Source organism: Acidobacterium sp. FHG110202_01, assembly GCF_059115305.1.
In genome coordinates, this window is the sequence record NZ_JBZYWJ010000004.1 from 507,485 (window position 1) to 522,370 (window position 14,886).

General features: G+C 54.8%; 10 protein-coding genes. 2 read left to right on the forward strand and 8 right to left on the reverse strand.

Annotation, left to right across the window (positions count from 1 at the left end; all coding sequences use genetic code 11):
* Position 1: 1 nt before the first annotated feature.
* Positions 2 to 3,316: a TonB-dependent receptor gene (locus tag AC5S16_RS11170; RefSeq protein WP_493930140.1), complete on the reverse strand. Its 3,315-nt coding sequence runs from the start codon at positions 3,314 to 3,316 to the stop codon at positions 2 to 4.
* Between the two features lie 244 nt (positions 3,317 to 3,560).
* Here AC5S16_RS11170 and AC5S16_RS11175 point away from each other — a divergent pair, with 244 nt between their 5' ends.
* Positions 3,561 to 4,976: a glycoside hydrolase family 30 protein gene (locus AC5S16_RS11175; RefSeq protein WP_493930141.1), complete on the forward strand. Its 1,416-nt coding sequence runs from the start codon at positions 3,561 to 3,563 to the stop codon at positions 4,974 to 4,976.
* Here AC5S16_RS11175 and AC5S16_RS11180 read toward each other — a convergent pair.
* From AC5S16_RS11180 to AC5S16_RS11210, 7 genes are all read right to left on the reverse strand, one after another.
* On the reverse strand, positions 4,957 to 6,048 hold the full coding sequence (locus tag AC5S16_RS11180; protein WP_493930142.1) for a LacI family DNA-binding transcriptional regulator: 1,092 nt from the start codon (positions 6,046 to 6,048) through the stop codon (positions 4,957 to 4,959). The two genes, AC5S16_RS11175 and AC5S16_RS11180, sit on opposite strands and share 20 nt — an antisense overlap.
* Positions 6,049 to 6,162: 114 nt before the next feature.
* A complete protein-coding gene (locus AC5S16_RS11185) occupies positions 6,163 to 7,302 on the reverse strand; it encodes a lactonase family protein (protein ID WP_493930143.1) in 1,140 nt (379 codons plus the stop codon).
* Positions 7,303 to 7,321: 19 nt separating this feature from the next.
* On the reverse strand, positions 7,322 to 8,845 hold the full coding sequence (locus AC5S16_RS11190; protein ID WP_493930144.1) for an FAD-binding oxidoreductase: 1,524 nt from the start codon (positions 8,843 to 8,845) through the stop codon (positions 7,322 to 7,324).
* Positions 8,846 to 8,869: 24 nt separating this feature from the next.
* Entirely contained in the window at positions 8,870 to 10,000 is a 1,131-nt protein-coding gene (locus tag AC5S16_RS11195) for a lactonase family protein (protein WP_493930145.1), read from the reverse strand.
* Between the two features lie 39 nt (positions 10,001 to 10,039).
* Positions 10,040 to 11,365, reverse strand: a complete 1,326-nt coding sequence (locus AC5S16_RS11200) for an amidohydrolase/deacetylase family metallohydrolase (protein WP_493930146.1) — start codon at positions 11,363 to 11,365, stop codon at positions 10,040 to 10,042.
* A gap of 41 nt (positions 11,366 to 11,406) precedes the next feature.
* Positions 11,407 to 12,990, reverse strand: coding sequence for an aminotransferase class V-fold PLP-dependent enzyme (locus tag AC5S16_RS11205; RefSeq protein WP_493930147.1), 1,584 nt, complete (start codon positions 12,988 to 12,990; stop codon positions 11,407 to 11,409).
* Positions 12,991 to 13,018: 28 nt separating this feature from the next.
* Positions 13,019 to 13,495 carry a RidA family protein gene (locus tag AC5S16_RS11210; RefSeq protein ID WP_493930148.1) on the reverse strand — a complete coding sequence of 159 codons (477 nt, stop codon included), beginning with the start codon at positions 13,493 to 13,495 and terminating at the stop codon, positions 13,019 to 13,021.
* A 251-nt stretch (positions 13,496 to 13,746) separates the two neighbouring features.
* On the opposite strand from AC5S16_RS11210, the gene AC5S16_RS11215 reads away from it, so the two are divergent.
* Entirely contained in the window at positions 13,747 to 14,886 is a 1,140-nt protein-coding gene (locus AC5S16_RS11215) for an MFS transporter (RefSeq protein ID WP_493930149.1), read from the forward strand.

The window sequence follows — 14,886 nt, forward strand, 5'->3', positions numbered from 1 at the left end:
GCTAGAAGAAGATTCGCCCGTAAAGTTGCATGGTACGGCCTTTGACGGTGAGGCTGTTGATCTGGCCTTCCGTTCCACCATTGATAACCGCATTCGGCGGGGAGAAGCTGGGATGATTGATGACGTTGTTTGCGGATGCCCGAATCTCAATGCCCATGTTCTCCCAGGGAAGATGGAACGTCTTGCCAAGTGCGCCATTGATCAGGAGGAAGTTCGGGCCGTACAGGTTATTTCTTTGCGTGTTGCCGAATGTAGCAGGAGCCGGCTGCGTGAAAGCGGCAGTATTGAACCAGTGCTGGAGATCCCTGTGGGACAGGAGGGGACTTCCAACCTGGTTTGGATACTGCTGGCTATTATTTGATTGCGAGAAAGAATTGTCAGTGCTCATGGTCAGGGTATACGGACTACCGGAGGTCCATACGATGGTTGGCGCAACCTGCCATCCGCCAATTAGCGTATCCAGGAGCGAGCTCTTATTCAGGAATTGGCGGCCTTTACCCACTGGCAGATCGTAGAGCACAGCAGTCTTGAAGGCATTGCGAACATCAAAGTTCGACGCGCCATAGTTCGCACTCGGATCGTAGGATCTCTGGTAATAGTCATTCCCTGAACTGCTGCCCCATCCGGAGGAGTCGATGGTATCCAGCATGTGTGACCACACATAGCTCGCCTGAAAATCGAGACCTCTTGAGAGACGCTGCTGGACTGTGGCTTGCAACGAGTTGTAATTGGAGACGCCCTTATTGGTTCCACCCGACCCAGTATTACCACTACCACTGTCGATTGACTGGAACAAGGGGTACGGCCGCAGGGAGGCATCATTCGGCCCCAGGTTGGCTTCCGGCACCTGGTTGATGTCCACCGGGAAGAGAAGGTTGTAACCGTGGCTAGCGACATAGGCCAGAGTCACAATCGTGTTGGCATTCAACTCTTGCTGCACTTCAACGTTCCATTGAAGTATCCTTGGCACCGGCGTGTGGTATGCCTGATACGAAGGGTTCGTACCGTTCTTGGCGTCCGGAGTTGTTGGGGAAGTGACGTAAGCCTGATTCACGCTCAGCCCTCCTGGCCCCTGATAATTCGTATTTCCGTCAGAGGAGAGAAGCACGACCGGATTCACACCGTTCGTGTTGTCCGAAAGACTGCCGCTGGATCCGAAGGCGCCGCCCATGCCCGGACCATAAGTATCATCGCTCCAGCTGTAGCCATACAATCCGATACCGCCGCGAATGACCGTCTTGGGCTTAAAGCCGTAAGAGAATCCCACGCGAGGCAGCCATGTGCTCCAGTTCGGCGCCTGCAGACTGTCACGCCCGTTTGCTTTCGTCGTGCCGTACCACATGGCGCCCAGCGAACCGTCTGCGGGATTCGTTACTGTCGGATCGAAGGAGGCCATGTTGCCCTTCACTTCATGCCAGCCGGTCATACCCTGCCAGCGCAGGCCCACATTCAGTGTCAGATTCGGGCGCAGCTTGATGTCGTCCTGAACAAAGAACTGCGGACTCTTCAGTCGCCCGCCCCACTCCGGAGTCACATTTGCGCTCCACTTCTGCGTATAACCAAGCAGGAAATCTGCAAAGCCCATTCCGGTTGCCGTATCTCCATTGGTGGAGTTTGTATAGACGCCGGTATAGGCCATCGTGCCAGCATTGAGATTGCCCCATGCGGTGGAGTCCGCGCGATTGATCAGGAACTCGCCTCCGAAATGCAGCACGTGCCGCCCACGGATCAGCGTAACTACATCCGAAGGATCAAAAACAAATTCCTTATAAACCGCATTCGATTGCGGGGCCAGTTCGTACATATTGCCGTTGCCTGAAATCTGGATATCGGGGAATGTATCTGCCTTGGAGAACTTCCAGCCCAACTGGGAGGGGAAGCCCTGATTAATCGAGAACGGCGTAAAGAAGTTCATCTGGTCCGTGAAACCCATGCGAGCTTCATTGATCGTATTCGGGCTGATAGTCCATACCCAGGAGACCTGGGCATTGTCGCGGCTCACATCGCCATTCTGACAATTGACCGGGCAGATTCCCTGGTTGTGATACGACGCCGGGTTGTCGCTTTCTGTTTCAGAAATGATGAAGTGATTGTTCGGATTGAGCTGATAGTCGATCCGTCCGAAAAACTTCGTAAATGGGTTGGAACTGGGCACGTTGTAAAAGAAGTTGTTGCTGATGCCTGAGCCCGTATTCGGCGCCGGATAGTATTTCGAAATTGCGGCCGCAACCGGATCAATCATGTTCGCAGGAATCTTGTTGCCGTTTCCATACTCGTCTATGAAAGACCTGCGATGTACAGCCCCGCTTGCATCAACCGTCTGCGTCGTTGGATCGTAGATCGTGGGAAAGCCCGTGAAGTCACCACTGAGCATCGCCGGCGTCGGCACATTTTCAAAACCTGTCGAGGCGCTTCCGGGATTGATTATCTTGTCGTAGTTGAAGTAGAAGAACAGTTTGTCCTTGATGATCGGGCCGCCAACCGAAAAGCCAAAATTGTTGTAGCGGACGAGCCCAACCGTGCTCTTCGCGCCGAAGGCATAGTCAGCAGCATTCAATGCATTGTTCTGGAAATACTCATACGCCGCGCCATGGAACTGGTTCGTGCCGCCCTTGCTGATCTGGTTGTAGGTTACCCCGCCGATGCCGTATTGCGCGGAGAACGCCGACGTATCGACCTTCAATTCAGCGACCGTCTCCAGCACCATCACATCGGCGTTCTGGCTCATCGGCAGAGTAGTGGTCGCGCCGTCCGCCAGCACTGTGCTATAGGGCAGGTTGCCGTTGACCGACGCCGCCTGACCTGTCCTGCCATTAGGATTCACGCTCGATGCGCCCGGCAGCAACTGGACGAAGTTCTCCCAGTTGGCTCCAACCTGCGGTAACTGAAGCATTTGCGTCGATTCAAGCGTGGTCGTTTGTGCTCCGGTTTCCGTCTTCAACAGAGGCACATCGGTCTTAACAACGACTTCCTGCGTAGCGGCGCCGACAGACAGTGCCGCGTTGATCGTGACGGTCTCTACGTGCAGCGTGATCGGGCCCCGGACATAGCTCTGGAAACCCGGCGCCGTGATCGTAATCAGGTAGTTGTCCGGAACAATGGAGCCGGTATCGTAAAGGCCGGCTCCGTCGGTTGTGTAGATGTGAGATATTCCCTTGTCGACGTCCTCGACCTTCACGGTCGCGCCCGGAATGACAGCGCCTGAAGCGTCCGTGACGACGCCGCGAATATCACCGGAATTTGTGTTCTGGGCGAAGCAGGTAATTGCAGAAAATGCTCCGGCAATGGCAACGCCTCTTAAAATGCTCTTCCACATAGTGCCCCCTGAAAAAACCAGCATCTATTTCTTTCTGCGCTCGGTCGCTATCTATAGCTTCTCCACACAGTAGCTGGGCTTGGTTAAAGACAAGCGTTTGTTTTCTATACACACCAACGGCCACGCTTGAAGACCGTCGAAATCAGAACAATTCAGAAATACGGTTGTCAAGGAAAATTATTTTTTGTTTTTATCTAGACAAACCTTTGTCTTATAGTGAGAAGGCGAAACCGCAGGTCAACCTATGGAAAACAAGAATCGCCGCACCTTCCTCAAGCTCTCTGCCCTGACCGCCGCATCTACTGCCTGTCCCCCGTTCATACGCAGAGCTTTCGCCGAGCCTGTTACTGGGCCTATAAAAGCCTGGCGCACTACGGGTCAACAGCGCTGGCAAACGATCCACCCTCCGGAATGGCACGCATCGGCGGCTACATCACCCATGAGCATCCGCCTCAATCCCGACCAGAAGTTCCAGCAGCTGCTCGGCTTCGGGGCCGCGCTTACTGATGCTTCCTGCTATCTGCTGGAGCAGCTGGATGAGAAACAGCGCAAGGTGATTCTCGAGGAGTGCTTCGGCGCATCCGGACTTCGCCTTTCTGTCGCGCGCACCACGATCGGATCGAGCGACTACTCCCTGAACGCCTACAGCTACGACGACACGCAGGAGCCTGATCCCGAGCTCAAACACTTCAGCATTGACCACGACCGCAAGTACATTCTCCCGTTGTTAAAACAGGCACAGCAGGTCAATCCTGAGCTGTTTTACTTCTCTTCTCCGTGGAGCCCTCCGGGCTGGATGAAGACGGGAGGCTCATTGCTGGGCGGCTCGATGCGCAAGCATTACTTCAACGCCTATGCGCAATACTTTGTGAAGTTCCTGCAGGGCTATGCCGCCGACGGCGTGAACATCAAGGCCGTAACCGTGCAGAACGAAGTGGACACCGATCAGGATGGCCGCATGCCGCAGGCCCTCTGGGGACAGGAATATGAGATCGAATTCGTCAAGGAGCACCTGGCGCCTGCATTGCGACAGGCCTCGCTCGATACAAAGATATGGATTCTCGACCATAACTACTCGCTCTGGGGGCGCGTGGTGGATGAGTTCAGCGATCCGGATGTCTATAAGGCGGTCGATGGCGTGGCCTGGCACGGATATTTCGGTCCGCCCGCGGCGATGACGCGCGTGCACGATATGTTTCCGGAAAAACACGCCTACTGGACCGAAGGCGGCCCCGACTACACTGCTCCCGACTACGCTACGGACTGGGCCAAGTGGTCGAAGACATTTACTGGAATTCTGCGTAACTGGGCGCGCTGCATTACGAGCTGGAACCTCGTGCTTGATGAAAACGGCAAGCCGGATATCGGGCCCTTCACTTGCGGAGGCGTCGTTACTCTCAACTCAAAGACGCATGAGATTACGCGCAGTGGGCAATACTGGGCCTTCGCTCACTACAAATTGATGCAGCGCGGCGCTCGTGTCTTTGCATCATCCGGAGACTTGCAGGACATCCATCATGTTGCCGTTGAGAACCCGGATGGGAGCCGCGTTCTAGTGCTCACGAATACCGGCCGCGAACAGACAGTGCAGTGCGCGCTGCAAGAGCAGTCGCTCTCGCTTACGCTTCCGCCGGACTCGATTACGACGCTTGCCTGGTAGGCCGCCGCTTGTTATTGGAATGCTTCCGGATTGCGAGATCGCGCGCAGGGCCGGTGGATTCACGAACGATGAGCTGCGGCTTCACCGCGACTTCCGGCGGTATGGCATCGCTCGAGGCCAGGCGCTGCAGCAGCAGTTGCGCCGAGAGTTTTCCCATCTCATGCAGAGGCTGCCGGATCGTAGTAAGGCTCGGCGTCTGGAATGCTGCCTGAGGAATATCGTCGAAGCCAATTACAGAAATGTCTTCCGGCACGCGAAGCTGCGCATCATGCAGCGCGCGGATCGCCCCAATGGCCGCCATGTCGTTGAAGCCGACAATGGCTGTAAAACGGCGATGATGCGCCAGCAACTGCTGAACTACCGGATATCCCAACTCGGGCGAAGTCAGATCTTTCGTCAGTTGTATGGTCAATTCGCTGCGGATCGAGAGACCTAGTTCTCGAGCCACCTTGACGATCCCCTGCCAGCGCACTTCCGAGTCAGAACTGTAGGGCTGCCCGCGCATAAACGCGATCGAGCGATGCCCCTGATCGTAGAGGTGCCGCAATGTGAGCTCTGCGGCAGTGTTGTGGTCGAGCACAATATTGGTCACGCCGCTGATTTTGCGATGCCCGGCAACGGCCACGACAGGCACAGTGAGCTTATGGTTCAGGTGCGTATCAATGGTGATGATCCCCTCGGCCCCGCGGCCTACCAGCAGATGCGGATACTGCTCGATGAGATCGGTGCGATGCCTGTGGTGCGCGATGAAATAGAAGTAATTCTCTTCCAGCAGCTCATCGCCGATACCGCTCATCACCTCAGTGTGATAGCCATCCGCCAGAACAGGAACAAGGATGCCGATGGTCATGGTGCGGCGATTGCGCAGAGATCGCGCTACGAAGCTTGGCTGATAGTTGAACTTTTTCGCGGCTGCCCGTATGCGCTCGCGCGTTGCCTCCGGAATCGACCGGCCCGGAACATTATTCAGCACGACAGAAACAGTTGCGGGATCAAGCTTCAGATACGCTGCCAGGACCTTTAGAGTTACAGGCTCCGAACCGTTGCTGCCGCTGGTCTTTTTTTTACTCATAGAACCCAAGCAACCTTGAATGAGGAGTCAGTCGATCTGCAGTCTCTCGAAACTAAGTTAAATCACATGGTAACGATTCGACTAACTATACCTCATCAAGTATTGCAGGTCTGATCATGCATTCTTCAGCGCGAGACAGACAGGGCTGTCCACACTGACGCAAGGAGAGAGCTGCTTCAGTGTTCCATTTTCAGGTTCAATCGCCGCACAGAGAACTCGATTCGCTGCCCGGTCTGCGGCAAAAAGCACTTCGCCGCCTTTGTCGATGGCAACAGCGTGCATGGATATGTTGTCCAGCATTTGCTGCGGGGTCAGGCTGCCATCACTGCCTGATACTTCGAATACGCTGGTTGTATGCCTGCCTCTATCCTGCAAAAAAGATACATAGAGGAACCTTTCTGAAGGATGCAACGCAATGGCTGAATGGCCTGCGGTTATTTGGTCATTGTGAATGGGATAGCTCCGGGTTTTGCCGCCCAGCTTCCCTTCAGACTCGGCATAATTATGCGTTGTTACAGAGCCATCCAGCTCATGAACAAGATAGAGTGTGCCGGTTCGTGAGCTCATAGCCATCGAAGCAGGTCCGCTGCCAATAGCTGCATCCAATCTCTGCTCGCGGACCAGCGCACCACGTCTTGCTGAAAAAACAGATACCCGATCGCATCCGCGGTCAGTCGCCACCAGTCGCCCGCGGCTATCGAAGCTTACATAGCGAGGAGCGGCAGACTGCTGCAATGGATGTGGCCCGCATCCAGCCTCTTTGAAGATGGCACTTACTCCTTCAGGCACTCCATCTTTGTCGAGTGAAATAAGATTGTAGGTCCCACTGCGAGTGGCTACTGCCAGGTAAGCGCCATCGGGAGAAACCGCGAGATGTCGCGGATGAATGCCAGAGAGAGAAAGTCTCTGCCTGCGCAATAAGGAGAGCCTGCCGCTGCGCGAATCAATCGCGAAGGCCTCGATCGTCCCACAGGGAAGGCCCTGATCATTGTCGATGCCATTGGCTGCATAGATCACATGCTGCAGCGGATGAAGGCACAGGCTGACCGGAGCAGCGCTTTCGACAAACTGCACCGGATTCCAGTTCAAGCCATCCAGCGCAAATGCATGGATTCCGCGCCGCGCACCGACATAGGCGAACTTCGAATGAATGGAATTCGCAGTTTCTGAAAAACCGGGCAACACAGCTGCAGCCAGCCGGGCCGCGGAAAGTCGCCCTGCGTTCTGAAGAAATCTTCGACGGCTGAACTGCATGGCTCTTCTCCCGGTACAACTATGCGCGAATCGACATGGAATGATGGAAGATATTATTGGGATCGTACTTACGCTTTACTTCCTGGAGAAATGGATAGAGACCTCTTTCTCCAAAGTACAACTGTGGCCAGAATGAGTACCTCAACATATCGGCATCGGGATAGTTGATATAGCATCCTTCATAGTAATCGCCCGGATAAGGAGTAGAAGTATAGCGCGAATCTACATTCGTAGTTGAGTAAACATCGCTGTAAAGCTCGTCAAACCATTTCAGGTTGGCTTTATCATCGGCGGCATCTGACCAGTAAAACTGGTACTGCAGCTTCATGATCGATGAGCGCTGCCAGATAGAAGTTTCATTGCCAATTTCCTGCTTGTTCGTAGCGCCTCCATAAGAATCGACCGCAAGATTAAACCCTCTCAGGTCTACTCCTTCAGCGTCTTGGGTTAGATGCTTATAAATGCGTCTTGCTTCTTCGGCAGTGAAATTCCGCTTCATGTAGCAGGACTTATACTTTGCGCGCCCTTCTCCGCCACCTTCAGGACGAACCGTTGCTACCAGCCATTCATGCCTGCTCACAGGATGAGTGCCTGCATATTCCTGCGAAGTGGAAACACCGCGGCCGGTTCTTCTGTCTCCATGCCAATCGCCGGCGCCGGTTTGCGGATTGAAGGGCTGAAACAAATCCAGGAACTCTTTCACAACCGATAAATCGCGGCATGTTCCGTCAGGATTACAAAACTCCATCCCTATTCCAAATCGACCCGCTGATGAATGTGTCAGGCCCATCAGAGCAAACATGCCCCATGTGTCCGGCTCTTTCCCGCGCGTCTCCCAGAAGTTTCCGTATGTCTGCAGGATGGAGATGAATTTACTTTCCGTCATATCCTTCCAGTCGAAAGAAACGCCTGCGGATACAACTTCGGTCGGAGCGGGAGGCAGCTTCTCAAAGAAAAAGCTCGTTATGATTCCGAGCGTCCCGCATCCGCCGCCGCGGCATGCACGGAAAAGATCGGCATCGGTATGCTTGTCGATTTTCCGTTTGACGACTTTCCCTTTTCCATCGACGGTGAGAATATTCATCGCTGAAACCCAGTCGACGGTGAGCCCGAACAAGCGGGACAGCACTCCGTAGCCGCCTCCGCTGATGTGGCCGCCAGCGCCGACCGTATAACAGCTACCGGCAGGAATGGTAACTCCATGGCGCTTGTAAAGATCGAGATATACCTCGCCCAGCTGCATCCCTGCTGAAATCTTGTAAGGATGAGTTTCATTCGGCAGGTGAGGCGTCTTCAGGAGGCTCAGATCGATGATGGCGCCATTCGGATTATTGACAACGAAGTCTTCATAGCAGTGGCCACCGCTCCGCACTGTAGGACGCATGCCGGCATCCACAATGCGCTGTAGAGCCTCTGCAACCTCATCTTCGCTTTCACAGAGCACAATCTGTCCTGCGAACTCAGACTCTGAAGCAGGCCAGCGCAGGTTGCGGCTTTTGCGCAGTGTCTTGTATCTTGCGTCCTCTCGGTTTACTTGAATCATGCGGCAGATTCCCTTGCAGAATAACTACGCAAATACGACACACATGGGCTTTTCCAATGAATACGTGTGGACAGGACTGGATAGCTTTCCTGTACTGATATCACGTGAAAGGACTACAAGGTTCCCGCTGTCCTGGTTCGAAGCTACCATCCACTTTCCAGTCGGATCGAGTCCGATATGGCGCGTGGTTTTGCCGCCATTCGAAGCCAGCTGCGCTAAAGTCAGATTCCCTGTTGCAGCATCTACCTTGAGGGCGGCGATAGTTTCCGATCCAATGCGATTGCCGACATACACATACTTTCCATCGGAGGAAATTAGTATCTCTCCGGCAAAAGCTTTGTTCTTTGGAAAATCGGGAGCAAGTGTCGAGAAATAACTTTTCGAAGTCAGCGTTCCTTTCGCTGCATCCCATGCGAGCAAGTCCACCGTCGAATCAAGCTCGTTGACGTTATAGAGCCACCGCTTGTTCGGATGAAATGCAATGTGGCGCGGCCCGCTTCCCGGGCGCGCGCTCCAATGCGGAGGATCGTGCAGAGTAAGCTCCGCAGTCGCTGCATTCACCTTGTAGATAACGATACGGTCCAGGCCTAAGTCATTGACCAGAAGAAAGCGTCCATCAGGTGAGACAACGGCGGAGTGCGCATGAGGACTCGACTGCCGGCTATGGTTTGGACCGCTTCCCTGATATTGGAAGTGCGAGACGGGCGACGACAGAGCGCCCTTCGCATCCACGCGGTATGAGGTCACGCTTCCTCCGGCGTAGTTGGCAACATAGACGCTGCCGCCGTCCGGATGCACAGAAACAAAAGTAGGTCCGCTGCCCATCGCCTTCTGCGTGTTCAGCTGTGTAAGCTTCCCTCCGGCAATGGAGTAAGCCGCCACGAATGCATCTTCCGATGAGACTTCGTTCACCGCATAAAGAAAATTCTTTCTGCGTCCGAACGCCAGAAACGACGGGCTGGCCACTTCGGCGGCCAGTTCCGGCTCGCCGATTTCGCCGCTTAGAGGATTCCACAATGCGGTGTATATGCCCTTTGCATTTGTTCCGATAAAAATACGCTGCGGGTCGCCTTTCATTGCATTCGCCTTGAGCTCATAAAGCGCAGCCATACCGAGAGGGATACTGCGGAGAAAGCTGCGACGTGTACTCATCATGGATTCCTGGCTCCGAAAAATTACTGGTTCGTTTGAAGATCAATGCGCCCTTGGATGCGAAGGTCCGAACCTTGAATCCGTCCAGCGCTTCGATTGCGTTTCTGCATTCGTCAATGGAGCATCCCACGACGGACTGCTGATTCCATTCAGGTCATACACTACTTTCCCATTCCGGACTGTCAGCTCGCAGATAAGCTTCTCTGTGCCCATCAGCTTCTTATTGAACATATCCACGAAACCGAAATTGCCATGCTCCAGCCGCAGCACAGCTACATCAGCAGGAGCGCCTACGGAAAGATTGCCCAGTTCTTCATGCTTGATCTCGTGTGCGGGATTCCAGGTATCGGCGGCTATCACTTTATCAAGCGGCATGCCCAGAGCCATCATCTTGCTTGAGACATTCAGCATGTCTTTCATGCCCGCGTTCATGCTGTCAACGTGGAGATCGGTTGAAATGGAATCGGGCCAGAATCCGTCTTTCGTGAGCGGAACAGCAACCTTCCAGTTGAAGCTTCCTCCGCCATGGCCCACGTCAAAATAGATTCCGCGCTTGCGGCCTTCGATCATTCCCTTGCTCGGTCCCAGAGTCGCAGGGTCCTGCTCATTGCGCAGTCCGGAATACATGTGCGTGTAGATATCGCCGGGACGCAGCACTTTTGTCAGAAGATCGTAGAGCGGCCGCTCCGGACGGTTCGCGCCATAGTCAATCATGACCGGGATATTGGCGATCGTACCCGCTTTGACTGCCTGCTCGTAAGGCTTCCATTCCGGGCCTTCGAAGTGTGCGCTCTTAATGCCGACAATAATATTGGGGTACTTCTTCGCCATCTCCCCTGTCGGAACGCCGTCCATGTCATCGAGGTTCTGCTCGTACCTGGCGCCGCGCATTCCCGAGCCCACAATATTCAGCATGGCGAAGACGCGGGTTTTCGAGCGATCGATTATGCGGTCTTTGAAGTCTTCGAAATTGCGCCATCCGGAACAGCCTGCATCCACGACAGTGGTCACACCGTTGCGCAGGGTAAATCCATCGGGGTAGACACTCAAATCTCCCGCGTAGGAACCGCGCTCTCCCGTTCCTGCATAGACGTGAACGTGAATATCAATCAGTCCCGGAGTTACATAGAGTCCGGTTGCATCGACTGTCTTGACGGCATCTGCGGCGGCAATATCCTGCGCTACCTTCGCGATCTTTCCATCTTTGATCGCGACATCCATGACCGAGCTGATGTGGTTCTTCGCGTCGATCACATGGCCATGTTTCAGAAGAAGGTCATAGGTTTGCGCCTGAAGACTGGTGAAAAAAGAAGCTGCAGCGAATGGCAGGCAAAGCCGCGCAGCCTTCACAACCTTAGCAAGGTTCATGATCCATCCCGTTGATGATTAGTTTGTCTTACTCTTGCTTACTAAGCTTTCGTAGCTGTCCACGCAGCTTCGCCGTACTCGCCCAGCTGAACTTTTCCGCTCATCGTGCTGCCCTGGGCCGTGCCTGTAAATGTGTAGTGGATCTCATTTCCACCGACAGGCATGGCGCTCGAAATCATTACATGGTCGGCGTGGACTTTGCCCTTCAACTGGCTCCTGTAAATCTCTCCAACGTGGTCACCACTTAGATCGTTGCCGCTCTGCTGAATGACAAACGTCTGCTGTCCGGTACCGCAGATATAAGTCAGCGAGACATTCCACTTACCCTCAAGAGTGGCCGGAGTACCAGATGGAATGACTGGATCCTGATAGCTGCCAGGCTTCGTAAGAGCCTCGTAGATAGCATTGGCCACGACAGGGTGGTCTTCCGGACGCATCATGTAAGGCATGATGGTAAGCGAGCTATCCATCTTGTCAGGACGCTTGCCGCTCGCGCTTCCAAGCATGATGCGCGGCGTTCCCTTGTCCAGCTTTTCGGCTAATTCCGTGCCTGTGATTTTCAGCGCTTTTGCATCCCAATGAATCTGCAGCTGGGGCGCATGGTTCGAGAGGTCTTCCGGCTGAATATACTCGGTGCGCACGGAAGGAAGCGGCTTCACCTTGCTCTCAATGGATTGCAGCCACGACATCCAGGTGTTCCACTCTGCCTGATGATCGCGCTTCGTCCACATTCTGACTGCGGTGAGCATGCCCATGATCTCTTCTTTGCCGACTTTCAGAGCTCGCCCATAATTATGGTGCGGAGCGGCCTGGAACCATGCGGCCTGCACCAGATCCTTCCGACCCAGCAGAAGTCCCGCTGATTGCGGCCCGCGCAGACACTTGCCTCCGCTGTAGCCGACAAACGTTGCGCCATGCTGCAGGTGGATGTTGGGAATGGTGAGGGTCTCGGCGGCGGCATCCACAAAGACAGGAACGTCTTTCGTTTTGGCAATCCTGCAGATGTTCTCAATGCTCATCGGCCCGGAAGCATTTGCCGGAGAAGACATGATGTAGATCATCGCCGTGCGCGGATTGAGCCTGCTTTCCAGCTCTTCCGGCGAATCTACCTCGACAATTTCGACGCCGAGCATGCGCGTGCCAATGTCATAGGGATTGCGCGAAGTCTTCGGGATGATGACCTGGTTCTTGAGATTCTGGATATAGGGCAGTTTTTGCGATTTCTCAGGATCGGTGCCGGCGATGCATGCTGCAGTTGCATTGGCAATAGCAGCCGCACAGCCTGTCGTAATAATTCCCCACTCCGCGCCCGTGATCTTTGCCAGCTCAGCGCCTACGGCAAGCATCAGCTCATCGAGGTGAACATAGTATCTTGAAGCCTCATCCATGGCTCGCTTCACTTCAGGCAGAGTCAGCGAGCCGCTGATGATCGTATAGGTGCCGCGACAATTGATGATCGGCCGCACACCGATCGCCTCATAGATGTTCGAGTCCTTCTCCTCATTGGTATAAGGCCGAAGCTCGTCAGCGTGCAGAGTACCCGGCACCGCGCCGCTCAGGGCGCAGGTAGCGCCCAGCAGGCTTGATCCCTGAATAAGGCGGCGCCGCGTCAATTTGCTTGGCATGATGCTCCTTACAGTCAGCAGAGTCAGATTAGATGTAAGCGATCAGATCGATTTCCACGAGTGAGTTGCCTGGGATGCCTCCGGCAGGAGCGACCGTCGTGCGCACCGGCGGAACCTTGCCCCATCTGCCCTTGTACACTTCGTTCATTGCCGGCCAGTCCTTGATGTCATTCAGATAGACATTCACCTTCAGCACTTTTTCCATCGATGAACCGGCATTGGTCAGCTGCTTTTCGAGGTCATCGAGAACATGCTGCGTATGCGCCTTGATGTCTCCGGGAAAATGCGCGCCGACTCCGGCAAGAAACAGGAGGTTTCCGTAAGAAACCGCGCTTGAAAAGAGCGGCGCTTCGTCTCCCTTCGGCGGATTCAGGCTGTACGCCTTCTTCTCGGGCGGCGGAACCTTCTTCGCTTCCACCATAGGCGCGGAGGCCAGCGCTGCTCCACCTACGGCAGCTGCTTTGGCGGCATTCTTCAGCATGTTGCGGCGTGTGGTCTTCTCCATGTGGGCTCCTCTTCGGTTAGTTTGTCGTGCAATCAGGGGATAGAACTGTTCTTCCAAAGGCATTTACAAAATCATGCTGCCAGGCTATGGGAAGTAGACCCGTCCCGCATCCTGAAACGTTCTCTCTACTTTTTCCGGTGGAATGAATTTGAAATGTTACAGAATGAAATGTCAATGACAGCCAAGGTTCGACACTACTTCGAATGCCTGCCGTGACAACTTCGCCGCCGTTTGTTACAGATGAGCAAGGCATGAATCGCAGCGCGCAGAGCTCCTGGCTTCTCCTGGCTTCCCTTTATTTCGGGTTCACGCTCACGGGCATTGGAACAACGCTTCTGGGCAGCGCCCTGCCTGCGTTGAGCGCGTCGTGGGGACTGAGCGACAGCCGCGCCGGATTTCTCTTCGCCGCGCAATTTGCCGGATCATCCTCGGGCGCGCTCCTCGTGCAGTCGCGCCTGAACACGAGCATTGTGCGCGGGTACCTGCTGATGACAGCCAGCGCTGTCTTGCTTGCGTTCTGCGGCGGCCGCATCGCTCCGGTTTTCTACTTCAGCTTTGGACTGGGCCTGGGCCTCGCAATGACGGCGACCAGCATGACGATCGGGCGCATCTACAACGCAAGCCGCGGCGCGTCACTTTCCCTGCTGAATGCAGCCTGGGGCTTCGGCGCGGTTGTCTGTCCGTTGCTCGTGTCCGCCTGGGTACACTTTTATTCCGCCTCATGGCTTTTTGCCATGATGGCGATTGCTTCTGCGATTCCCCTCGTTTCTCTCGGCCTTGCTCACTTCCCAGCGGCGTCAATCAGCAGCGATCCAGTGGCATCATCGAATACCCAGACGAAGATTTCGCTGCTTCTGCCCTTAGGAGCTCTCGCATTTCTTTATGTGGGCGTGGAATCGTCCATCAGCGGCTGGATGATGACTTACATCCATCGCCTGCCGCTATCAGGCACAGCGCTTGCTCCCGCAGTCACATCGCTCTTCTGGGTCGCTATTCTCTGTGGAAGGACTGCCGCGCCATCTGCATTGAAACGGATGTCGGAGCCACGTTTGCTGACTGCATCGCTTGCGCTTGCGCTGGTCGGCATCCTGCTTCTGCTGTTGAGCCGCGGCGCTGCTTCGAGCCTCGCCAGTGCCGCCCTTACCGGACTGATGCTGGCGCCGGTCTTCCCTCTTTGTATCTCGAAACTCCTCGAGCTTACAGACAAGCCTTCACAATCGCGATGGATATTCGCGTTCAGCGGATTCGGAGGAGCCGTTCTTCCATGGATCACCGGTCAGATCGCAAGCATGCGTGGCTCACTTCGTATCGGGCTCGCCGTGCCGCTCGTGGGATCAGCCATCATGCTCCTGTTGCATCTGGCGATGCGTTCTGCGACAAAAGACAGCTGA